15 protein-coding genes are annotated in these 21752 nt (G+C 72.7%); 6 read left to right on the top strand and 9 right to left on the bottom strand.

All coding sequences use genetic code 11. The features are described 5' to 3' along the window. Window positions 1-20: 20 nt before the first annotated feature. The 3 genes from recQ (at window position 21) to trhA (ending at window position 3499) form a co-directional block, all read left to right on the top strand. Window positions 21-1901 carry a DNA helicase RecQ gene (recQ, locus tag KAK03_RS19400; protein WP_210856361.1) on the top strand — a complete coding sequence of 627 codons (1881 nt, stop codon included), beginning with the start codon at window positions 21-23 and terminating at the stop codon, window positions 1899-1901. A gap of 67 nt (window positions 1902-1968) precedes the next feature. After that, window positions 1969-2730: a GGDEF domain-containing protein gene (locus tag KAK03_RS19395; protein ID WP_210856360.1), complete on the top strand. Its 762-nt coding sequence runs from the start codon at window positions 1969-1971 to the stop codon at window positions 2728-2730. A gap of 112 nt (window positions 2731-2842) precedes the next feature. After that, on the top strand, window positions 2843-3499 hold the full coding sequence (trhA, locus tag KAK03_RS19390) for a PAQR family membrane homeostasis protein TrhA (RefSeq protein ID WP_210856359.1): 657 nt from the start codon (window positions 2843-2845) through the stop codon (window positions 3497-3499). A gap of 66 nt (window positions 3500-3565) precedes the next feature. On the opposite strand, the gene KAK03_RS19385 is transcribed toward trhA, so the two are convergent. From KAK03_RS19385 to KAK03_RS19355, 7 genes are all read right to left on the bottom strand, one after another. Continuing rightward, window positions 3566-6694 carry a ligand-binding sensor domain-containing diguanylate cyclase gene (locus KAK03_RS19385; protein WP_210856358.1) on the bottom strand — a complete coding sequence of 1043 codons (3129 nt, stop codon included), beginning with the start codon at window positions 6692-6694 and terminating at the stop codon, window positions 3566-3568. A 102-nt stretch (window positions 6695-6796) separates the two neighbouring features. Then, entirely contained in the window at window positions 6797-8560 is a 1764-nt protein-coding gene (locus KAK03_RS19380) for a PHA/PHB synthase family protein (protein WP_210856357.1), read from the bottom strand. A gap of 64 nt (window positions 8561-8624) precedes the next feature. Beyond that, window positions 8625-10505, bottom strand: coding sequence for a PhoX family protein (locus KAK03_RS19375; protein WP_210856356.1), 1881 nt, complete (start codon window positions 10503-10505; stop codon window positions 8625-8627). Between the two features lie 10 nt (window positions 10506-10515). Next, window positions 10516-11625 (bottom strand): acetate/propionate family kinase, encoded by a 1110-nt coding sequence (locus KAK03_RS19370; protein ID WP_210856355.1) that lies wholly within the window; start codon window positions 11623-11625, stop codon window positions 10516-10518. 171 nt (window positions 11626-11796) lie between these two features. Continuing rightward, window positions 11797-13206, bottom strand: a complete 1410-nt coding sequence (locus KAK03_RS19365) for a bifunctional enoyl-CoA hydratase/phosphate acetyltransferase (RefSeq protein WP_210856354.1) — start codon at window positions 13204-13206, stop codon at window positions 11797-11799. A gap of 32 nt (window positions 13207-13238) precedes the next feature. Next, complete coding sequence (locus KAK03_RS19360; RefSeq protein WP_210856353.1) at window positions 13239-13973, bottom strand: Crp/Fnr family transcriptional regulator; 735 nt, start codon at window positions 13971-13973, stop codon at window positions 13239-13241. Between the two features lie 117 nt (window positions 13974-14090). Continuing rightward, complete coding sequence (locus KAK03_RS19355; protein WP_210856352.1) at window positions 14091-14255, bottom strand: hypothetical protein; 165 nt, start codon at window positions 14253-14255, stop codon at window positions 14091-14093. Window positions 14256-14423: 168 nt separating this feature from the next. Between KAK03_RS19355 and uvrA the strand changes: the two genes are divergently transcribed. Then, window positions 14424-17312, top strand: coding sequence for an excinuclease ABC subunit UvrA (gene uvrA / locus KAK03_RS19350; protein ID WP_210856351.1), 2889 nt, complete (start codon window positions 14424-14426; stop codon window positions 17310-17312). Between the two features lie 15 nt (window positions 17313-17327). Here uvrA and KAK03_RS19345 read toward each other — a convergent pair whose 3' ends face one another. Continuing rightward, window positions 17328-18353 (bottom strand): GGDEF domain-containing protein, encoded by a 1026-nt coding sequence (locus KAK03_RS19345; protein WP_210856350.1) that lies wholly within the window; start codon window positions 18351-18353, stop codon window positions 17328-17330. 230 nt (window positions 18354-18583) lie between these two features. Between KAK03_RS19345 and KAK03_RS19340 the strand changes: the two genes are divergently transcribed. Beyond that, the gene (locus tag KAK03_RS19340) at window positions 18584-20593 is read left to right on the top strand and encodes a hybrid sensor histidine kinase/response regulator (protein ID WP_210856349.1); all 2010 of its coding nucleotides are present in this window, start codon (window positions 18584-18586) and stop codon (window positions 20591-20593) included. 91 nt (window positions 20594-20684) lie between these two features. On the opposite strand, the gene KAK03_RS19335 is transcribed toward KAK03_RS19340, so the two are convergent. Further along, window positions 20685-21110, bottom strand: a complete 426-nt coding sequence (locus KAK03_RS19335) for an SWIB/MDM2 domain-containing protein (protein ID WP_210803279.1) — start codon at window positions 21108-21110, stop codon at window positions 20685-20687. Window positions 21111-21395: 285 nt separating this feature from the next. Here KAK03_RS19335 and KAK03_RS19330 point away from each other — a divergent pair, with 285 nt between their 5' ends. Next, window positions 21396-21749: a phage holin family protein gene (locus tag KAK03_RS19330; protein WP_210856348.1), complete on the top strand. Its 354-nt coding sequence runs from the start codon at window positions 21396-21398 to the stop codon at window positions 21747-21749. Window positions 21750-21752 lie beyond the last annotated feature (3 nt).

Genomic DNA, 21752 nt, shown 5'->3' with positions numbered 1-21752 from the left:
CAGCTACCATCTCGCCCTTGATGCCGAACGCCACCCCTTCCCCTGCCCTGTCGATCCTGCACGAGGTCTTCGGCTACAGCGCCTTCCGCGGCCACCAGGCCGAGATCGTCGACCATGTGATTGCCGGCGGCGACGCGCTGGTGCTGATGCCCACCGGCGGCGGCAAGAGCCTGTGCTACCAGGTGCCGGCCATTGCCCGCCACCGCGCCGGTCAGGGCGTGACGGTGGTGGTCAGCCCGCTGATCGCGCTGATGCACGACCAGGTGGGCGCGCTGGAAGAGGCCGGCGTGCACGCCGCCTTCCTGAACAGCTCGCTCGATTCAGCCGGCGTGCAGCATGTGGAGCGCGAGCTGCTCTCAGGCCGGCTGGTGCTGCTGTACGCCGCGCCCGAGCGCATCACCCACCCGCGCTTTCTGGCGATGCTGGATTCGCTGCACGAGCGCGGCCAGCTGGGCCTGTTCGCGATCGACGAGGCGCACTGCGTCAGCCAGTGGGGCCACGATTTCCGCGAGGAATACCTGCAGCTGGGCGTGCTGGCCGAGCGCTTTGCCGGCGTGCCGCGGCTGGCGCTCACCGCCACCGCCGACACGCACACGCGAGCCGACATCGTCGAGCGCCTGTCGCTGCAGCACGCGCAGGCCTTTGTCAGCAGCTTTGACCGGCCGAACATCCGTTACACCATCGTCGAAAAGGACAACGCCCGGCTGCAGCTGCTGCGCTGGCTGCGCGACGAGCACGTGGGCGACGCCGGCATCGTCTACTGCCAGAGCCGCAAGAAGGTGGAGGAAACGGCCGAGTGGCTGAGCGCCGAGGGCATTCCCGCGCTGCCCTACCACGCCGGCCTGGAGGCCGAGATGCGCCGCCGCCACCAGGACCGCTTCCTGCGCGAGGAGGGCCTGGTGATGGTGGCCACGGTGGCCTTCGGCATGGGCATCGACAAGCCCGATGTGCGCTTCGTGGCCCACCTGGACCTGCCCAAGAACATCGAGGGCTACTACCAAGAGACCGGCCGCGGCGGGCGCGATGGCGAGCCCGCCGACGCCTGGATGGCCTACGGCTTGGCCGACGTGGTCAACCAGCGCCGCATGATCGACGAGAGCACCGCGGGCGACGAGTTCAAGCACCTGCAGCGCGGCAAACTGGATGCGCTGCTGGCGCTGTGCGAAAGCCTGGACTGCCGCCGCGTGCGCCTGCTGCAGTACTTTGGCGAGGAGCGCCCCGCCGGCTGGCGCTGCATGAACTGCGACAACTGCCTGCAGCCGCCCGCCCGCTGGGACGCCACCGAGGCCGCGCGCAAGGCGCTGTCATGCATCTACCGCTGCCACCAGCACTCGGGCTTCGGCTTCGGCTCGGGCCACCTGATCGACGTGCTGCGCGGCCAGTCCACCGACAAAACCCGCGCCCGCGGCCACGAAGGCCTGTCCACCTGGGGCATCGGCCGCGACCTGAGTGAGCCGCAGTGGCGCGGCGTGATCCGCCAGCTGATCGCGCTGGGCCATGTCACCACCGAGGGCGAGTACCACACGCTGGCGCTGGCTGATTCAGCCCGCGCGGTGCTGCGCGGCGAGGTGGCGATCGAGCTGCGCGAGCCGCGCGAGCCCACGCCGCGCAGCCGCAGCCGCGGCAAGGGCAGCACCGCCAGCCCGCGCAAGCTGCCGTCGATGGCGGCCTCGCTGGATGTGGACGGCCAAGCGCGCTTCGCGGCGCTGAAGGCCTGGCGCGCCGAGGTGGCCAAGGAGCACAATCTGCCGGCCTACATCGTCTTCAACGACGCCACACTGGCCCAGATGGCCGCCGAGCACCCCGGTACGCTGGACGACTTGGCGGGCATCAGCGGCGTCGGTGCCAAGAAGCTGGAAGCCTACGGGCGGCAGATCCTGCGCGTGCTGGACGCGGGTTGAGTCGGCCGCCGCGGGCTCAAGTCGGCGGCGCAGGGGACGACAAGGTGTTGTCCGCCGACGCGCGCCCATGCAGTACCCCCCCGTCGACTCCCTGCCGCGCCGCCGCCACTGGCTGCGGGTGCTGGTCATCACCGCAGTGGCCACGGCGGCCTCGCTGGCGCTGACGGCGCTGATCGTGGTGGTCGCGATGGGCCATGAATGGGCGCCCGCGGTCTGGTTGCCGGCCACGCTGGCACCCATGCTGATCGCGCCGCTGACGGCCTGGCCGATCCTGTCGCTGACCTATGCCCTGGATGCCGCCCATGCGGCCCTGCGGGAGGTCGCCGGCACCGATCCGCTGACCCAACTGCTCCACCGCGGCCGCTTCACCGAGCTGTTCGAGCACGACCTGGCCCAGGCGGCGCAGCGCGGCACCACGCCGGCCTTGCTGATCCTGGACCTGGACCACTTCAAGCAGGTCAACGACCAGCACGGCCACGCCGCGGGCGACGCCCTGCTGCGCGCGGTGGCCCGCACGCTGTGCGAGCGCGTGCGCGACGGCGACCGCGTGGCGCGCTGGGGCGGCGAGGAGTTCGTCGTGGGCCTGGGGGCGCACACCGGCGATGAGCTGCCGGCGCTGGGCCAGCGCCTGTGCGAGGCGATCGCGGCGATCCGGCTGCCGCTGGCCGATGGCACCACGCTGGGCACCAGCGCCAGCCTGGGCGGGGCGCGCTGGCGCGGCCCGGGCGACAGCCTGGACGCGTTGCTGCTGCGCGCCGATGCGGCGCTCTACCGCGCCAAGCAGGCCGGCCGCAACCGCCTGTGCCTGACCGACGACCCGGCGAGCTGAGGCCTTGTCCTCCAAATGAGGGAGTGAACCCCCGCAGTTGCGGGAATGTGCCGCTGAAGTTCCGGCGCGAGGCTTCCGATACCGGCTCATCAGCCCGTCGCCGGAGCCCGACATGCCGCCGCTGCCCCGCCCGCACACCGCCCGCGAAGAACACGCCAATGCCGCCAGCCATGCGCTGGGGCTGCTGGCGGCCGTGCTGGTGCTGGCCATGCTGGCCAGTGACCTGGCGGCGCCGCTGCTGGCGCTGGCGCGCGCGCACCAGCGCATCGGGCTGTGGGTGTTCGGCGTGACGATGGGCCTGTGCTTTGCCGCCTCGGCGCTGTTCCATGCCTGCGCCGACGGCCCGTGGCGCCGCGCGCTGCGGCGCGCCGACCACGCGGCGATCTACCTGTTCATGGCCGGCAGCTACACGCCGTTTGCGCTGCGCGATGTGCCGGGCGGCGATGGCTGGCTGGTGTTTGGCGCGGTGTGGGTGCTGGCCACGCTGGGCATGGCCGCCAAGATGCTGGACCGGCTGCGCGGCAAGCTGCTGAGCACCGCGCTGTACGTGGGTTTCGGCTGGGTGGTGGTGGCCGCGCTGCGGCCGGTGCTGGCGACCCTGCCGCCCTGGCCGCTGCTGCTGGTGGTGGGCGGCGCGCTGGCCTACTCGGTGGGCACGGTCTTCTACCTGCTGGACAAGCGCTGGCGCTGGGGCCACCTGGCCTGGCACCTGTGCGTGCTGGCGGGCTGCGGCTGCCACGCGGCGGCGGTGCTGGTCAGTCTGCGCTGACCGCGGTCCGCCCAGGGCGGCGGACACCTCGACAACACCGTTGCGCGCGCGGTCGCGCGGCGCCGCTCAGGCCACCGGGCTGCGCCGGGCGCTGCGCGCCACGCTGCGGGCCACCGGCGGCGCCGGATCGACCGGGTCCGTGGACGCCAGGCGCCAGGTGTTGCGGCCGCCGGCCTTGGCCTCGTAGAGGGCGGCATCGGCGGCGGCGGTGAGTTCGTCCTGGGTGCGGCCATGGCGCGGGTACAGCGCCGCGCCGATGCTGGGGCTGCTGTGCAGCGGCCGGCCGTCATGGACCATCGGCTCGGCAAAGGCGGCCAGCAGGCGCTCGCAGCTGGCCTGCACCTGCGCCGCATCGGCCGGCCAGGCCAGCAGCACGGCGAACTCATCGCCCCCCATGCGGGCCACGCTGTCGCTGGCGCGCACCTGGGCCTGCAGGCGGCGCGCCACCTCCACCAGCAGCGCATCACCGGCGGCGTGGCCCAGCTGGTCGTTGACCTGCTTGAAGTGGTCCAGGTCCACCACCAGCAGCGCAAAGCCCTGGCCCTGGCGGCGGGCCAGGCGTTCGAGCTGGTCGAAGCGCTCGCCGAACAGGCGGCGGTTGGCCAGGCCGGTCAGCGCATCGGTGAAGGCCATCTGCTCCAGCCGGGCCTGGCTGTCGCGCAGCGCGGCGGTGCGTTCCTCCACCAGCTGCTCCAGCGCGGCCTGGCGGCGGCGCAGCCAGGCGGTGCGCGCCTGCACCAGCGCGAACAGCGCGCCCAGGCCCATCAGGCCCAGCAGCGCGCGGAAGGCCGGGGTCTGGTGCCAGGCCGCGGGGATCACCACTTCCAGCTGCAGCGGCTGGCTGCTCCAGGCGCCGTTGCGGTTGGTGGCGCGCACCTGCAGCGCATGGCGGCCGGGCGAGAGGTTGGTGTAGGTGGCCCAGCGGTGGCGCGATTCGGTGCTGACCCAGTCGCCGTCCACGCCGTCCAGGCGGTGGCCGTAGCGCAGCAGCTCGGGCGCCGAGTAGTCCAGCGCCGAGAACTCCACCGCCAGGCCGCGGGTGCCCACCGGCAGCTCCAGCCGGCCCTGGCGCACGGCCGTGGCCCACTGGGCGCGCGGCAGCGGCTTGCCGTCCACGCGCAGCTCGCTGATCACCACCGCGGGGTCGTGGCGCCAGGCCTGCCAGCGGGCGGGGTCGATGGCGGTGAGGCCGCCGACGCCGCCGAAGAACAGCGTGCCGTCGGGCGCGCGGGTGCCGGACTTGGCCCAGTAGGTGGCCACGCCCACGCCGTCGGCCAGGCGCTGGGGCACGGCCTGCAGGGTGTCGGGGTCGATCCAGGCCACGCCGTCGTCGGTGCTGACCCAGACGCGGCCCTGCTCGTCGGCCAGCATCTGGGCGATGTTCAGGTCCTGCAGCCCCTGGTCCTCGCCGACCACCTGCACCCGGGCGTCGGGCTGCAGCGGCCGCTCCACCACGTAGACGCCGGCCCCGCCGGTGCCCAGCCACAGGCGGCCGCGGGTGTCGGTGAGCAGGGCGTTGACGATCAGGCCCTTGAGCGCCGGACCCTGGGCCTGCGGCGAGGGGAAGGCGCCGAGCCGGCCGGTGGCCGGGTCCAGCAGCGCCAGGCCCGAGCGGGTGCCCAGCCACAGGCGGCCGTCGCCGGCCGGGGCGATCATCTCGACCCGGCGGTCGGTCAGCTCGGTGTGGACGACCCCGCCGGTGCCGCGCTCGTCCAGGCGCCACAGGCCGTCGGCGGCCCCGATCCACAGCGTGCCGGGCTCGCTGTGCAGCGACCACACGGTGGCGGTGGCCGGGCGCCCGGGCACCGCCACGCGCTCCACGCGGTCCAGCCGCTCGGTGGTGCGGTACAGGCCATGCTCGCTGCCGATGTAGACGTGGCCGGCGTGGCGCACCAGCGCATAGACCGCGCCCTCGGGCAGCCGCGTCGCCGGCGTGCCCGGCTGGGCGCGCAGCTGGCGCACGCGGCCGAGCACCGGGTCCAGTTCCTCGATGCCCAGCGGGCTGCCCACCCAGACCCGGCCGTCGGGCAGCGCCAGCACCGCGTCGGCGCTGTCATGCGACAGGCCACGGGAGGCACCGGTGCGGCCGGTGCGGCCGTAGAGCGTGGCCACCTGGCGGGCGGCGACGGGGTCATGGCGCATCAGGCTGCGGTCGCTGCCGATCCACAGCAGGCCGTCGCGGTCGGTCCAGACCAGCCACATCGCGTCGCTGTCCAGGCCGTTGGGTTGCAGCGGGTCATGGCGCACCGGCTGGCCGACCAGGGTCTGCGGATCCACCCGCAGCAGGCCGCGGGTCTTGCTGGCCAGCCAGATGTCACCGGTGGCGGCCTGGGTGATGTCCACGGTCTCGGCGCGGTAGGGCTGCGGGGTGGCGCCGTCGCGCTCGCGCACGGTCAGCAGCCGCTGCTGGGCCGGGTCCCACACGCGGGTGCCGGTGCGCAGGCCCAGCCAGAGGCGGCCGCTGCGGTCCTCGAACAGGCTGCGGACGATGGCGTCGGGCACGCCGGCCACGCGCTCGAACTGCCGCTGTTGCGGGTCGGAGCACCACAGACCGTGGTCGGTGCCTACCCACAGGCGGCCGTCGCGGGCGTTCACCAGGGCGGTGATGCGCAGCGCCGTGGCCCCCTCATGCACCAGGGCCACGCGCTCGACGCGGTGGGTGGGCGGGTCCAGGCGCACCAGGCCGCCGTCGCCGCCCACCCACAGGCGCTGCCCGGGGGCGTCGGCCAGGGCGCTGACGCTGGGGTGGGGCAGGCCGTCGGCGGCGGCGGGAAAGTGCTCGAAATCGTCGCTGTCGGGCCGGAAGCGCACCAGGCCGGCCGACATCGTGCCGGCCCACAGGCGGCCCTGGCGGTCGCGGAACAGGCGCTGGACGAAGGCATCGGGCAGCGCGCCGGGCCGGCCGGGGGCGGCGCGGTAGGCGCTCATGCGCTGGCCGTCCCAGCGCACCAGGCCGTTCTGGGTGCCGATCCAGAGCTGGCCGCTGGCGTCCTGCTCGATCGCGGTGGGCCCCAGGCTGTTGGGCAGGCCGTTCTCGTTGGCGATGCGCTGGATGATCGGGTCGGCCACGGCGCGCCAGTCGGTGCCGGCCTGGGCGGCGGGCAGCAGGGCCAGCCACAGGCCCAGGCCCGCCAGCCCGCAGACCGCAGGCAGCGGGCGGGGCGTTCGGCGGTGGCGGGCGGTATGGCTGGACATGGGCCCGGACAGGCCGGCGGGCCCGTGGCGGCGGTCAAGAGGGTGAATTGTGGGGCGGACCCCGCTCAGACGAGCCGGCAATAAGACCGGTTCACGCCCTTCTCAATCGGCATGGCACTCGTGAACATAAGTGCCGGGTGCGTCGCAGAGTACCGATTCGACCGGCGGCGTGCGCGCCTTGACGCGGCGGCCGCTGCCGTGGGCCGTCAGCCAGGCCTGCCAGGTGGGCCACCAGGAGCCCTCGCGGCGCTCGGCGCCGTCGGCCCAGTGCTCGGGATCCACCCAGGGGTCGCCGGGCGCGCGTGTGCGCAGCGCATGGTGGCGCCGCGGGTGGCCGGGCTCGCTGACGATGCCGGCGTTGTGGCCGGCATTGGTGAGCACGAAGCTGAGCTCGCCATCGACCAGGCGGTGGATCTTGTAGACCGACTTCCAGGGCGACACATGGTCCTGCTCGGTGCCCACCACGAACAGCGGCTGGCGGATGTCACCCAGCGAGACCGGCCGGCCCTGCACCGGGTAGCGCCCCTCGGCCAGCTCGTTGCGCAGGTAGCAGCGGCGCAGGTACTCGCTGTGCATCACCGCCGGCATGCGGGTGGTGTCGGCGTTCCAGGCCATCAGGTCGCTGGGCGCGTCGGCCTCGCCCAGCCACAGCGCGCGCAGGCGCTGCGACCACACCAGCTCGCGCGAGTGCAGGTAGGCGAAGCTGCCGGCCATCTGGCGGCCGCTGAGGAAGCCGCGCTCGGCCATCATGTCCTCGATCAGCGCGACCTGCGACTCGTCGATCAGCACGCCCATCTCGCCGGGTTCGGCGAAGTCGGTCTCGGCCGCCAGCAGCGACACGCTGGCCAGCGGCGGCAGCGCCGCGCCACCGGCCACGCCACCCGGGCGCGCCAGCGCGGCCGCGGCGATCGACAGCAGCGTGCCGCCCAGGCAGTAGCCGGCGGCATGCACCGGCTGGCCGCCGCACAGCCGGCCGATCGCGGCCAGGTTGTCCAGCACGCCCTGCTCCAGGTAGTCCTCCAGGCCGAGCAGGGCATCGGACTCGTCGGGGTTGTGCCAGCTGAGGATGTAGACGGTGTGGCCCTGCTCCACCAGCCAGCGCACCATGGAGTTGTGCGGCGACAGGTCCAGGATGTAGTACTTCATGATCCACGAGGGGACGATGAAGACCGGCTCGGCCTGCACATTGGCGGTCAGCGGCAGGTACTGGATCAGCTCGCTCAGGGCATTGCGGTGCACCACCCGGCCGGGGGTGACCGCCACCTCCACGCCGGGGCGGTAGGCCTGCGCCGGCGGGCGCAGCGGCGCCAGGCCCTGGTCGCGCCGCCAGGCGTCGAGCGCGTTGAGCGCGCCGTCCACCAGGTTGCCGCCCAGGCGCTCAGCGGTGCGCTGCAGCACCTCGGGGTGGGCCAGACCGGCGTTGGCGGGCGAGAGCATGTCCAGCCACTGGCGCGCCAGGAAGCGCGTCATCTCCTGGTGGTGCGCGGTCATGCCGCGCAGCGCGGTGGCGTCGGCCCACCAGCGTTCGGCGGCATGCTGGGCGTGGACCATCGGCGCCCAGGGCCATTGCTGCCAGGCGGGGTGGCGAAAGCGCGGGTCGCGGGTGTCGTCCGGGGCGCCGCCCAGCGCCTGGCCCCAGCACTGCAGCGCGGCCTGCTGGGCGCCGGCGGCCAGCCGCGCGGCCTGCGCCGGCTGGGTGGCCAGGTGCAGTGCCCAGTCGGTGAAGGCCAGCGCCAGCGAGATCGGCGACAGCCCGCCCCACAGCGGCGCGGCGGCGGCGTGGAAGCGGCTGTCGAGGGCCTGGGCGGCGGCGCGGGCAGCCTGCTCGGGATCGGTGCTGGCGTCAGGGGTGGAGGTGGTGTCCATGGTCACGATTGGAGCGCGCCGCGCCGCCGCCGTTCGCGCCAGCGGCCGGGTTTCTTGACCGAGGTCAGCTGCCGACGGGGCCGCCGTCGGCGCGGCGGATCACCAGCGTGGCCGAACGGGGCCGGCCGTCGGGGCGCTGGTCGGGCCAGTTCGAGAAGCGGCGCGGCTGGGCCGGGTCGTTGCGCTCGCCGGGTGCCTCGCCCGGGTGCTGGATGTTGATGAACATCGTGCGGCCATCGGGCGTGCCGGTGGCGCCGGTGATCTCGCAGCCCACCGGGCCGACCAGGAAGCGGCGCACCTCACCGCTGGCCGGGTCGGCGGCCAGCATGGCGTTGTTGCCCAGGCCGGCGTGCTCGCCGCGGCCCATCACGCTGCTGCTCATGTCGGTCTGGACCCACAGCACGCCGCGGCCGTCGACCCACAGGCCGTCGGGGCAGCCAAAGGCGTCGCCGCGGATGTTGCCGCGCGCCTCGGGGCGCTCGGCCGCGGGGTCGCCGGCCAGCACGAAGTGGTTCCAGCGGAAGGCCTCGCCGTCATGGTCGCCGTCTTCCTTCCAGCGGATGATCTGGCCCATGGTGTTGCGCGCGCGCGGGTTGGCGGCATCGGGCGCGGGCTGGCCTTCGGTGCCGCGGCGGCTGTGGTTGGTCAGCGTGCTGTAGACCCAGCCGTCATGGTCGACCGCGGTCCATTCGGGGCGGTCCATCTTGGTGGCGCCCAGCAGGTCGCTGGCCTGGCGGGCCTTGACCAGCACCTCGCCCTGGTCGGCGAAACCGTTGGCCGCGGTCAGCGGGCCCTGGCCGTGCACCAGCGGCAGCCAGCGGCCGCGGCCGTCGGCATCGAAGCGGGCGACGCTGAGTGTGCCGTGGTCCAGCAGCGTGGCGTTGGCGCGGGCGCCGCCGGGCTGGATCTTGTCGCGGCTGACGAAGCGGTAGAGGTACTCGTTGGCGGCGTCCTCGCCCATGTAGACCACCGCCCGGCCGTCGCGCGTGCGCACGGTGGTGGCGCCCTCGTGCGCGGCGCGGCCCAGTGCGGTGCGCTTGACCGGCGTGCTGGCGGGGTCGAAAGGGTCGATCTCGACCACCCAGCCGAAGCGGTTGGGTTCGTTCGGGTGGCGGCCGGCGTCGAAGCGCTCGTCGTGCAGGTGCCAGCCCAGCCAGGCCTGCTCGCCGGCCCGCAGGCCCCAGCGGCGCTGGTGGGCGTCGGGCTCGGGTGGCGGCTGGAAGTAGCCGATGAAGTTTTCCTCGCAGGTCAGGTAGGTGCCCCAGGGCGTGATGCCGCTGGCGCAGTTGTTGAACGTGCCCAGGATGCGCTCGCCCTTGGGATCGGCGGCGGTGCGCAGCAGCGGGTGGCCGGCGGCCGGGCCGCCCACCGCCATCGGCGTGCTGGCGGTGATGCGCCGGGCATGGCGCGAGGGCCGCACCACGTCCCAGCGCCCACCCTGCTCGCGCACCTCGATCACCGACACGCCGTGCGCGGCCTGCGACTTGCGGACCTTCTCGGCGTTCCAGCCGGCGCGGCCGTCGGGGAACAGCAGATCGGGGTCGACGTACTCGTGGTTCATCACCAGCAGGCCGCTGCGGCTGCCGTCCAGGCTGAAGAAGTGCAGGCCGTCGTGGTGCATGCCCAGCTGCGCGGCCTGCTCGTCGGCGCTGTTGCCGGCGTCCCAGCGGAAGGCGGGCATCGCGCCGGCCAGGCCCACCGGGTCGCCCCAGGGGGCGATGACCTGGGTGGTGTAGCCCTCGGGCACGCTGACCGTGTCGGCGCGCGACACCGGCACCGGCTTGAAGCCGATCAGCGACGGCGTGGCGGCAGCGGCCAGCGGGGCGGCCCAGCCGGCCGCCGCCAGCGCCACGCCGTGGCGCAGCGCCGAGCGGCGCGAGGCGTCGATCACCTCGGCCAGGTGCGGGTGGGGGCTGGGGTTGCTGTCTTCGGGTTCGGTGTTCATCGGTGCTCCGTCAGGCGTCCAGCAGGCTGAACGCCGCCTGTGCCGCCACGCGGCCTTCATCGGTGGGCACGACCCACAGCTCGACCGCGCTGTCCGCCGCATGGATGGCGGCCACGCGGTCGCCGCGGGCGGCGCTGTTGGTGCTGGGGTCGAGCCGCACGCCCAGGTGGGCCAGGCCGGCGGCCAGCTCGGCGCGCAGCGCGGCGTCATGCTCCCCGATGCCGCCGGTGAAGGCGATCGCGTCCAGCCCGCCCAGCACCGCGGCCAGCGCGCCGGCCTCGCGCAGGCAGCGGTGGGTGAACAGGGCGATGGCTTCGGCGGCGGCCGGTTCGGTGCTGGCGCGCAGGGTGCGCATGTCGGCGCTCAGGCCCGACACGCCTTTCAGGCCGCTGCGGCGGTAGAGCAGGTCTTCCAGCGCGTCGGCGCTCCAGCCCTGGCGCAGCAGGTGCAGCAGCACGCCGGGGTCGAGGCTGCCGCTGCGCGTGCCCATCATCAGGCCTTCCAGTGCCGAGAAGCCCATGGTGGTGGCCACCGAGCGGCCGCCGCGCAGCGCGCACAGGCTGGCGCCGTTGCCCAGGTGGGCCAGCAGCACGCGGCCGCCGGCGCGCGCGCTGTGCTGCGGCAGCGTCTGCGCCAGGTACTGGTAGGACAGGCCATGAAAGCCGTAGCGGCGCAGGCCCTGCGCGGCCAGTGCGCGGTCGGTGGGCAGGGCCCGCTCGACCGCCGGCAGCGTGGCGTGGAAGGCGGTGTCGAAGCAGCCCACCTGCGGCAGCTGCGGCAGCGCCTGCAGGAAGGCGGCCACGCCGTCCAGGTTGTGCGGCTGGTGCAGCGGCGCCAGCGGCGCCAGCGCGCGCAGGCGCTGCAGCGCGGCGGCGTCCAGCCGGCAGGGGGCGATGAACGCCTCGCCGCCGTGGACGATGCGGTGGGCCACCGCCAGCAGCCGGGCGCCGCGCTGGGTGCAGTCGTGCAGCAGGCGCTGCAGCGCCGCGCTGAAGGCGGCTTCGCCGGCGGCCTCCAGGCCCTCGATCTGGCCGGTCCACAGCGCCGCGCCCTGGCGCGGGTAGAGGCCGAACTTCAGCGACGAGGAACCAGCGTTGACGGCCAGCACGGCCTCGGTCACTGGACGACCCTCCGCACGGCGCGCTCCGGGATGAGCGCTTGGGAGCGGCTCGGCGGGCTCACTGGAATACCTTCGTGCTCCGCACTCCGGTATTCGCCCTTGAGGCGGCTCGGCGGGCTCACTGGAATACCTTCGTGCTCCGGAATTCGCCCTTGAGGCGGCTCGGCGGGCTCATGCCGCCGCCTCCGGCGCCGTCTGGCGCGCCAGCAGGGCCGCCAGCGCGGCCGAGGCGACGCGCGAATCCGCCCCGTCGGCGCGGCTGGTCAGCGCGATCGGCACGCGCGCGCCCAGCACCACGCCGCAGCTGGAGGCGCCGGCCAGGTATTCGAGCTGCTTGGCCAGCATGTTGCCGGCCTCCAGGTCGGGCACGACCAGGATGTCGGCCTGGCCCGAGACCGGCGAGCTGATGCCCTTGATGCGCGCGGCCTCGGCCGAGATGGCGTTGTCGAAGGCCAGCGGACCGTCCAGCACGGCACCGCTGATCTGGCCGCGGTCGGCCATCTTGCACAGCGCGGCGGCGTCCAGCGTGGAGGCGATCCGCGGCGTCACCGTCTCCACCGCCGACAGGATGGCCACGCGCGGCCGCGCCACGCCCAGCGCCTGGGCCAGCGTGATGGCGTTGCGCACGATGTCGGCCTTGACCTCCAGCGAGGGGGCGATGTTGATGGCCGCATCGGTCACCAGCAGCGGCTTGGGGTAGGCCGGCACGTCGAAGCGGAAGACATGCGACATGCGCCGGCCGGTGCGCAGCCGCGGCTCGGCCAGCACGGCCTGCATCAGCTCGTCGGTGTGCAGGCTGCCCTTCATCAGCATCGCCACCTCGCCGCTGGCGGCCAGGGCCGCGCCCTGGGCGGCGGCGGCGTGGCTGTGCGGCACGTCCACCAGGCGGTGGCGGGACAGGTCCAGGCCCAGGCTGCTGGCCAGCGATTGCAGGCGGTGCGCCGGGCCCACCAGCACCGGCTCGATCAGACCCTGGTCGGCGGCGTCCAGCGCACCGCGCAGCGAGGGCTCGTCGCAGGGGTGGACCACGGCGCAGCGCACCGGCGCGGCGCCGGAGACGGTCTGCACCCACTCGCGCAGCCGGGCGGCGGGGTCGAACAAGTGCAGCCGCGGCAGCGCGGGGCGCGGCCGGATGACCTTGTGGGCGGGCGCGCGCACCTCGGCGCGGCCGGTGACCACCTGCTCACCGGCCTGGTTGTGCACCTCGCAGTCCAGGCTCACGCCGCGCGTGGCCTCGTCCTTGGCGGTGACGGTGACGGTGACGGTCAGCGTGTCGCCCACCCGCACCGGGCGGTGAAAGCGCAGGTCCTGCGCGACGTAGATGGTGCCCGGCCCGGGGAACTCGGTGCCCAGCACGCTGGAGATCAGCGCGCCGGCCCACATGCCGTGGGCGATGACGCCGTGGAAGCGCGTGCCCTCGGCGTACTCGGGGTCGAGGTGGGCGGGGTTGTGGTCGCCCGAGACCAGCGCGAAGGCCTGGATGTCGGCCATGCTGAGCGTGCGCACCAGCTGGGCGCGCTGGCCCAGGCGCAGCTCGTCGAAGGTCAGGTTCTCGATGGTGTCGGCGGCGATGTCGTCCATGGGCCCGATTCTGCGCCGGCCAGGTGACGGCTTCAGGACGCCGCGCTGTCCTCGCGCAGCGCCTTGAGCAGCGCATCCATGTGGATCACCGCGTGGCGCTGGTCGGGGGCGTCAAGCACGCCCTCGCGCTTGAGCTGCGAGATCAGGCGGCTGGCGGTCTCGATCGTCATGTCGAGCATCGCGCTCATCTCCAGGCGCGCGGGCAGCCAGACGCTGCCGCCGTCGGCGTACTCGCTGAGCTTGAGCAGCAGGCGCAGCATGCGGTGGCGCGCCGGGCCGGAGCACAGCTCGGTGAGCCACTCGTCCGCGTCGTCCAGGGCGCGCTGCCAGCGCTTCATCAGGTCGACCAGGATCTCGGGGCGGTCGCGCGAGAGTTCGTCGACCAGGGTGCGTGGCACGCGGCAGACGCTGACCTCGGTGCAGGCCACGGCGTCGGCGGCGTAGGTCTGGCCCAGCATGGCTTCGAGGCCCAGCATGTCGGAGCGGCCGGCCAGGCGCAGGATGCGGCGCTCGCCGCGCTCGCTGGTGCGCTCCAGGCGGACGATGCCCTCGCGCACGGTGTAGGCGGCGCTGCCCACCGCCTGGGCGGCATAGAGGCTCTGGCCGGGCTGCAGCCGGATGTCGGCGATGTGGACGTGGATGCTGTCCAGCGCCGCATGGTCCAGCACGCCGAAGAGGGCAAAACGCCGCACGCCGCAGTCGGCGCAGACCTGGGCCTGCGGGTTGAACAGCGCGTGCTTCAGGGGAATCACGGAGGCGGGGCTCATCCGGCCAGTATGCCGGGGGCCCGGGCCCCGGTGGACGACAGGCCCTGTTGCCCTATCGGGCAGTGCGGTTGGGCCAGTCGGGCGTCAGTAAATGCTCACTGACGCGCAGGCGCTGCATCAGCGCTTCTGGTCGGCCTTCTGGGTGCGGGCGCGGGTGCGGCTCTCGCTGTGGCCGACGGACGTCCAGAAGGGTTCGAACTTCTGGCCCTTGTCGGTACCGGCATCAAAGCGCCCCAACGGCACGCGGGCAACCGGTTTGTAAGTGTGTGCTGACTTCTGCATGGTGGGTCCTGTCTGGCAGCGCTTGCGGGGCTGCCTCGAGGATGCAACGCAGCATCGTTGACGTCGGATGACAAGGCGTTCACAAAAAAGCGACGGGTGACCGGGCGGGGCGGGCCGACTATCATGACCGGTTGCCTTCGCCCGGCGCCGTGCCGGGCCGCTCCCGCCATGTCCGACCACGCCCACGTCCCCGGCCGCGCCCTGATCTCGGTGCGCGGCGCCCGCACCCACAACCTGAAGAACGTCGACCTCGACCTGCCCAAGCACGCGCTGGTGGTGATCACCGGGCTGTCGGGCTCGGGCAAGTCCAGCCTGGCCTTCGACACGCTGTACGCCGAGGGCCAGCGCCGCTACGTGGAGAGCCTGTCGGCCTATGCGCGGCAGTTCCTGCAGCTGATGGACAAGCCCGATGTCGACGTGATCGAGGGCCTGTCGCCCGCCATCAGCATCGAGCAGAAGGCCACCAGCCACAACCCGCGCTCCACCGTGGGCACGGTGACCGAGATCCACGACTACCTGCGCCTGCTCTACGCCCGCGCCGGCACGCCCTTCTGCCCCGACCACGGCCTGCCGCTGCAGGCGCAAAGCGTGAGCCAGATGGTCGACGCGGTGCTGGCCCTGCCCGAGGGCACCCGGCTGATGGTGCTGGCGCCGGTGGTGCGCGACCGCAAGGGCGAGTTCGCCGAGCTGTTCCAGGACATGCAGGCCCAGGGCTATGTGCGCTTCCGGGTGGACGGCGCGGTGCTGGACGCGGCGGACGTGCCGGCGCTGAAGAAGAACGAGAAGCACGACATCGACGTCGTCATCGACCGCCTGAAGTCGGGCGAAGGCATGAAGCAGCGCCTGGCCGAGAGCTTCGAGGCCGCCCTGCGCATCGCCGATGGGCGTGCGATCGGGCTGGAGATGGACAGCGGCCAGGAGCACCTGTTCTCGTCGAAGTACGGCTGCCCGGTATGCAGCTACTCGCTGCCCGAGTTGGAGCCGCGCCTCTTTTCGTTCAACGCCCCGGCCGGCGCCTGCCCACACTGCGACGGCCTGGGCGTGCAGACGGTGTTCGACCCCGAGCGGGTGGTGGCCTTCCCGTCGCTGAGCCTGGGCTCGGGCGCGATCAAGGGCTGGGACCGGCGCAATGGCTACACCTTCTCGCTGCTGGAGAGCGTGGCCGCGCATTACCGGGCGGACATCGACCAGCCCTTCGAAGCCCTGCCCGAGGCGCTGCGCCAGGTCATCCTGTACGGCTCGGGCGAGGAGGAGATCAGCTTCACCTACGAGGCCGAGGGCAAGAACGGCAAGACGCGCAGCGTCAAGCGCTCGCACCCCTTCGAGGGCGTGATCCCGAACTTCGAGCGCCGCTACCGCGAGACCGACTCGGTCGCGGTGCGCGAGGACCTGGCGCGCTACCAGGCCGCCAAGCCCTGCGCCCACTGCGGCGGCACGCGCCTGAAGCGCGAAGCGCGGCATGTCTTCCTGCCCGGCAGTGCGGCCGAGCGCGGCCGGCCGATCTACGAGGTCGAGCACCTGACGCTGTCCGAGGCCCTGCAGTGGTTCGGCGCGCTGAAGCTGGAGGGCGCCAAGGCCGAGATCGCCGACAAGGTGGTGCGCGAGATCCGCTCGCGGCTGAAGTTCCTCAACGACGTGGGCCTGAACTATCTGAGCCTGGACCGCAGCGCCGACACGCTCAGCGGCGGCGAGGCCCAGCGCATCCGCCTGGCCAGCCAGATCGGTTCGGGCCTGACCGGCGTGATGTATGTGCTGGACGAGCCCAGCATCGGCCTGCACCAGCGCGACAACGAGCGCCTGATCGGCACCCTCAAGCACCTGCGCGACCTGGGCAACAGCGTGCTGGTGGTGGAGCACGATGAAGACATGATCCGCGCCGCCGACTGGTGCGTGGACATCGGCCCCGGCGCCGGCGTGCATGGCGGGCGCATCATCGCCAGCGGAACGCCCGATCAGCTGGCCGCGCACCCCGATTCCCTGACCGGGCGATACCTGGGCCGGGTGCTGAAGATCGCCACGCCGCGTGAACGCCGGCCGCGCAACGACCAGCTGCCGGTGCCGGCACTGCGGGTGGTGAACGCGCGCGGCAACAACCTCAAGGGCGTGACGGTGGAGATCCCGGTGGGGCTGCTGACCTGCGTCACCGGCGTGTCGGGCTCGGGCAAGAGCACGCTGGTCAACGACACGCTCTACGCCGCGGTGGCGCGCAAGCTCTACGGCAGCCACGCCGAGCCCGAGGCGCACGACGCCATTGAAGGTCTGGAGGCCTTCGACAAGGTGATCAACGTCGACCAGAGCCCGATCGGCCGCACGCCGCGCTCCAACCCGGCCACCTACACCGGCCTGTTCACGCCGATCCGCGAACTCTTCGCCGAGGTGCCGGCGGCGCGCGAGCGCGGCTATGGCGCCGGGCGCTTCAGCTTCAATGTCAGCGGCGGGCGCTGCGAGGCCTGCCAGGGCGACGGCGTGATCAAGGTGGAGATGCACTTCCTGCCGGATGTCTACGTGCCCTGCGACATCTGCCACGGCCAGCGTTACAACCGCGAGACCCTGGAGATCCTCTACAAGGGCCGCCACATCGCGCAGGTGCTGGACATGACGGTGGAAGAGGCGCACGGCTTCTTCAGCGCCGTGCCCACCATCGCCCGCAAGCTGCAGACCCTGCTGGACGTGGGCCTGGGCTACATCACGCTGGGACAGAGCGCCACCACGCTGTCCGGCGGCGAGGCGCAGCGGGTGAAGCTGGCGCTGGAGCTGAGCAAGCGCGACACCGGCCGCACGCTCTACATCCTGGACGAGCCCACCACCGGCCTGCACTTCGCCGATATCGAGCTGCTGCTCAAGGTGCTGCACCAGCTGCGCGACGCCGGCAACACCATCGTCGTCATCGAGCACAACCTGGACGTGATCAAGACCGCCGACTGGTTGATCGACATGGGCCCCGAGGGCGGCGCCGGCGGTGGCACGGTGGTGGCCGAGGGCACGCCGGAGACCGTGGCCGCCGCGCCGGCCAGCCACACCGGGCGCTTCCTGGCGCCGCTGCTGGCCGAGGGCTGAGCCGCCGGCGCCAGCTCAGCCTGGCGGCAGCTCGGTGACGCGGTCGCGGCCGGCCTGCTTGGAGGCGTAGAGCGCCTGGTCGGCGCGCTCGACCAGGGTCTGGGCCGATTCACCGGCCTGCCAGCGGGTCAGACCCACCGACAGCGTCACCCGCGCCAGCGTCTCGTTGCTGTCGTGGCGCTTGATGCGCGCCGCGCTGACGCGCTGGCGCACCTGTTCGGCCAGCGCCAGCGCCTGGGGCCGCTCGGCCGCGGGCAGCAGCACCGCGAACTCCTCGCCGCCGATGCGCGCCACCGTGGCCTCGGCCGGCGCCAGCGCGCGCACCAGTTGCGCCACGGCGCGCAGCACCTGGTCGCCGAAGCCGTGGCCCCAGGTGTCGTTGACCTGCTTGAAATGGTCGATGTCCAGCGCCAGCAGCCAGATGCCGGTGGCCGGGCCGACCGGGATCGACAGGCACTGCGCCAGCGCCTCGTCGAAGCCGCGGCGGTTGGCCAGGTTGGTCAGCGGGTCCACCACCGCGTCGCGGCGGGCGCGGTGGACCTCGTCGCGCAGCTGGTCGATCTCGCGCTGGTTGGCGGCCAGCCGGTCCTGCAGGGTCTGCAGCGCCTGGCGCATCTGCTGGGTGTCGGCCATCACCGCGCTGACGGCGTCGCTGGCGCGGTCGGTTTCGGTGGACAAGGCCTGGCTGAGCCGGTCGAGGGCGTCGCCATAGCGGGCGGTGGAGTCGCCGGCAGCCTGGGCGCTGTCGGCCATGCCGGCCAGCAGGTGCTGCATGCCGTCGGCCACGCGGCGGGCGGCGTCGGCGTCGAAGCCGGCGACGAAACGCTGGTAGAGCGCCAGCGTGGTGGCCTCGTCCAGGCGGCCGTCACGGGCCAGGGCCTCGTCGACCGCCGCGCGCAGCGCCGGATCGCGCTGGGCCACGTAGCCGTACCAGACCGCATAGCTGACGGGGTGCAATGCGGCAGCCTGGCGCGACATCAAGGGCAGGGCCTTGCGCAGCCACTCGGCACTCAGTTCGATGCTCTCGGTGTAGTGGTTCAACGTCGTCACTCCCAACAACGTGCGGCGTCTTGGCGTGGGATCGATTGTGATCGGCAGCGGCGCCCTCTGACACGCATGCGACAGACACAAGATACCGGTTTTTCTGCAAAATACTGCGGCTCGGCGTCTGAGGCGCACCACACGATGGTGGATCTCGCGCCTCCCGGCAGCCCAACACGCTGCCGACACGCCAACAAGGCCGGCGCCAGGCAGCCCGGCAGGAGAGGGAGATGCAGTCTGACCCCGCGCAGGCATGGACACCGTCCGAGTCCGAACGGCTCGAGGTGCTGCGCATGCTGGACCTGCTGGACGGCCAGCCCGTCTCCACGCTCGACGCCCTGGTGCAGGCCGCCCGCGCCGCCACCGGCCGGCGCATCGCGCTGGTCAGCCTGGTCGATGACCAGGCCGCCCACCATGTCTCGCGCGACGGCCTGGACACGCTGAGCACGCCCAAGGCCCTGGCCTTCTGCAGCCTGGCCATCCGCAGCGACGAGTTCTACGAGATCTCCGACCTGCGGGTCGATCCGCGCTTTGCCCAGCATCCGCTGGTCGACACCGCCCAGGGCCTGCGCCACTACGCGGCAGCCCAGTTGCGCGTGGACGGCCACGCGCTGGGCACCTTGTGCGTGCTCGACCACGAGCCCGGCCCGCTGCCACTGCAGGCGAGGGCCACGCTGCTGTGCCTGGCCGAGGCCGCCGCACAGTGGCTGGACCTGCAGCACCGTCACCGCCGGCTCGAGAACCAGGCCGAGCGCCTGGTCGACCTGGTGCGCGCCGCCGGCGACTGGGCCTGGGAGAGCGACGAGCACGACCGCCTGATCTGGATCGACGGTGAGCTGCTGCGCATCACCGGCCTCGACCCGGCCGAACTGCTGGGCCAGCCGATGCAGCGCGAGCCCTTGGTGGATGGCGGCGGCCAGGAGCTGCCGCAAGGCGGCGACCTGCTGCAGGTGCTGGAGCGCCGACAGGCCTTCTCCCGCCTGGTCACCGCGATGGACTGCCCGCGCGGGCGCCTGCTGGTGTCGCGCAGCGCGCAGCCGGTGTTCGACCTGCAGGGGCGCTTCCGCGGCTACCGCGGCTCGGCGCGCGACATCACCGCCCGCGTCGAGCGCGACAAGCTCTGGCGCGACCGTGCCGCGCTGGAAGCGGTGCACCGCAGCCGCAGTGCCTTCCTGTCGCGGGTCAGCCATGAGCTGCGCACGCCGCTCAACGCCATCCTCGGCTTCACCCAGCTGATGGCGATGGACACCCAGCATCCGCTGGCAGCGCCGCAGGCGCAGCGCCTGGACGGCGTGCGTCGCGCCGGCCAGCACCTGCTGGAGCTGGTTGACGACGTGCTGGAGGTGGTGCGCCTGGGCCAGGGAGGGCGGCAGCTGGCCTCGGTGGCGCTGGCCCTGGCGCCGCTGGCAACGCGCGCCATGCAGCCGCTGCAGGCGATGGCGGACCTGGCGCAGGTGACGGTGCGTGTCGACATCGACCCCGCGCTGCAGGTGCTGGGTGACGAGACCGGGATCGGCCAGGTCCTGGGCCACCTGCTGTCCAACGCGATCAAGTACAACCGCCCGGGCGGCCGGGTCCGGCTGGCCGCCAGCCGCCAGGGCCCCTGGGTGCGCCTGACGGTGGAGGACACCGGCATCGGCCTGGCCCCGGGCGAGCTGCAGCAGCTCTTCCAGCCCTTCCAGCGCGCCGGCGCCGAGCGGCGGCGCGTGCCGGGCAGCGGCCTGGGCCTGGTGCTGGTGCGCGAGCTGGTGGGCGCGATGCGCGGCCAGGTCGACGCCACCAGCACGGCCGGCGTGGGCAGCTGCTTCAGCGTGGAGCTGCCCGCCCCCGAAGGCGCGGCCGCACCCGCCACCGCGCAGCCGCGGCCGGCGCGCCGAGTGCTCTACATCGAGGATGAGCCGCTGAACGTGCTGCTGATGCAGGAGGTGTTCAAGGCCCGGCCCGAGTGGGAACTGCGCGTGGGGCGCGACGGCGAGGAGGGCCTGACCCTGGCCCAGTCCTGGCAGCCCCACCTGGCGCTGATCGACATGAACCTGCCCGACATGAATGGCCTGGAGGTGCTGCGCCGCCTGCGCGCCGACGAGCGCACGCGCACGCTGCGCTGCGTGGCGCTGTCGGCCGACGCAATGAGCGAGCAGGTGCAGTCGGCGCGGGCGGCCGGCTTCGACGACTACTGGACCAAGCCGATCGACCTGAACCACCTGCTCGACGCGGTGGGCCGGGCGATCGACGGCGCCTGAGGCGCGCGGCGGCGCCGAGCGCGCAAGAAAAAGCCGGCACGTGGCCGGCTCAGGAGGCTGACGGGCGGCCGAGGCCGCCGTCGAGCGTCAATCAGCTCAGGTGGCTGTTGATCAGCTTGGTCATCTCGAACATCGAGACCTGCGCCTTCTTGAAGATTTCCTTCAGCTTGGCGTCGGCGTTGATCATGGTCTTCTGGACCTTGTCCTGCAGACCGTTCTTCTTGATGTACTCCCAGACCTTCTTGGTCACCTCGGTGCGCGGCAGGGCCTTGTCGCCAATCACGGCGGCCAGGTGGGCGCTGGGGGTCATCGCCTTCATGAAGGCGGCGTTGGGGGTGCGCTTCTTGGCCGGAGCGGCCTTCTTCGCGGGAGCCGCCTTCTTGGCCGGCGCCGCCTTCTTGGCCGGAGCGGCCTTCTTCGCCGGAGCGGCCTTCTTGGCGGGGGCCGCCTTCTTGGCCGGAGCCGCCTTTTTCGCCGGAGCGGCCTTCTTGGCCGGAGCCTTCTTCGCAGTTGCCATGTCGATTCTCTCCATCAAGTGAACTGTTGATGTGCCGGGACCGGGCGAGGGTCGCGTGAACCCAAGTTCTCAGCGGCACCGCAGCGGGGCCAATGGTACTGCGCGGATACCCGGCTGAGAAGCTGTTTTCCCTCGTAAAACGGCCTCGGAAAGGCCTCGCAGCCTCTTTTTTGTCTCCTCGGCACGTCAGGCTGGCAGGGCCCTATACCGTCACCAGTATGTTGGCGCGCTGTCCAGGCCTCAGAATCGCGGCATCGTCCTGCTCGCTTCACGGCCTGGCGTTCCATGAAACTCATCGTCCGATGGCTGCTGCTGGCAGCCGCCCTGCTGCTGGTGGCCCACCTGTACTCCGGCGTCAGCGTGGCCGGCTTCGGTACCGCCCTGATCGCCGCCGGCGTGCTGGGCCTGCTCAACACGCTGGTGCGCCCGCTGCTGGTGCTGCTGACCTTGCCGGTGACGCTGCTCACGCTGGGGCTGTTCCTGTTCGTGATCAATGCGCTGATGTTCTGGTCGGCGGCGTCGCTGCTCGACGGCTTCGCGGTGACCGGCTTTGCGGCGGCGCTGATCGGCTCGGTGATCTACAGCCTGTGCGGCGTGGTCATCGACCTGGCGGTGGAGCGGCTGTTCCAGCGCGAGTGAGGC

The organism is Ideonella alba, from assembly GCF_018069845.1.
Lineage (GTDB): Bacteria > Pseudomonadota > Gammaproteobacteria > Burkholderiales > Burkholderiaceae_C > Ideonella > Ideonella alba.
This window is presented reverse-complemented; position numbering and strand designations above follow the sequence as displayed.

What these genes read in the sequence shown, in the direction of transcription:
- recQ (WP_210856361.1), top strand. Translation starts at nt 21, where the DNA reads ATGCCGAACGCCACCCCTTCCCCTGCCCTGTCGATCCTGCACGAGGTC.
- KAK03_RS19395 (WP_210856360.1), top strand. Translation starts at nt 1,969, where the DNA reads ATGCAGTACCCCCCCGTCGACTCCCTGCCGCGCCGCCGCCACTGGCTG.
- trhA (WP_210856359.1), top strand. Translation starts at nt 2,843, where the DNA reads ATGCCGCCGCTGCCCCGCCCGCACACCGCCCGCGAAGAACACGCCAAT.
- KAK03_RS19385 (WP_210856358.1), bottom strand. Translation starts at nt 6,694, where the DNA reads ATGTCCAGCCATACCGCCCGCCACCGCCGAACGCCCCGCCCGCTGCCT.
- KAK03_RS19380 (WP_210856357.1), bottom strand. Translation starts at nt 8,560, where the DNA reads ATGGACACCACCTCCACCCCTGACGCCAGCACCGATCCCGAGCAGGCT.
- KAK03_RS19375 (WP_210856356.1), bottom strand. Translation starts at nt 10,505, where the DNA reads ATGAACACCGAACCCGAAGACAGCAACCCCAGCCCCCACCCGCACCTG.
- KAK03_RS19365 (WP_210856354.1), bottom strand. Translation starts at nt 13,206, where the DNA reads ATGGACGACATCGCCGCCGACACCATCGAGAACCTGACCTTCGACGAG.
- KAK03_RS19360 (WP_210856353.1), bottom strand. Translation starts at nt 13,973, where the DNA reads ATGAGCCCCGCCTCCGTGATTCCCCTGAAGCACGCGCTGTTCAACCCG.
- KAK03_RS19355 (WP_210856352.1), bottom strand. Translation starts at nt 14,255, where the DNA reads ATGCAGAAGTCAGCACACACTTACAAACCGGTTGCCCGCGTGCCGTTG.
- uvrA (WP_210856351.1), top strand. Translation starts at nt 14,424, where the DNA reads ATGTCCGACCACGCCCACGTCCCCGGCCGCGCCCTGATCTCGGTGCGC.
- KAK03_RS19340 (WP_210856349.1), top strand. Translation starts at nt 18,584, where the DNA reads ATGCAGTCTGACCCCGCGCAGGCATGGACACCGTCCGAGTCCGAACGG.
- KAK03_RS19335 (WP_210803279.1), bottom strand. Translation starts at nt 21,110, where the DNA reads ATGGCAACTGCGAAGAAGGCTCCGGCCAAGAAGGCCGCTCCGGCGAAA.
- KAK03_RS19330 (WP_210856348.1), top strand. Translation starts at nt 21,396, where the DNA reads ATGAAACTCATCGTCCGATGGCTGCTGCTGGCAGCCGCCCTGCTGCTG.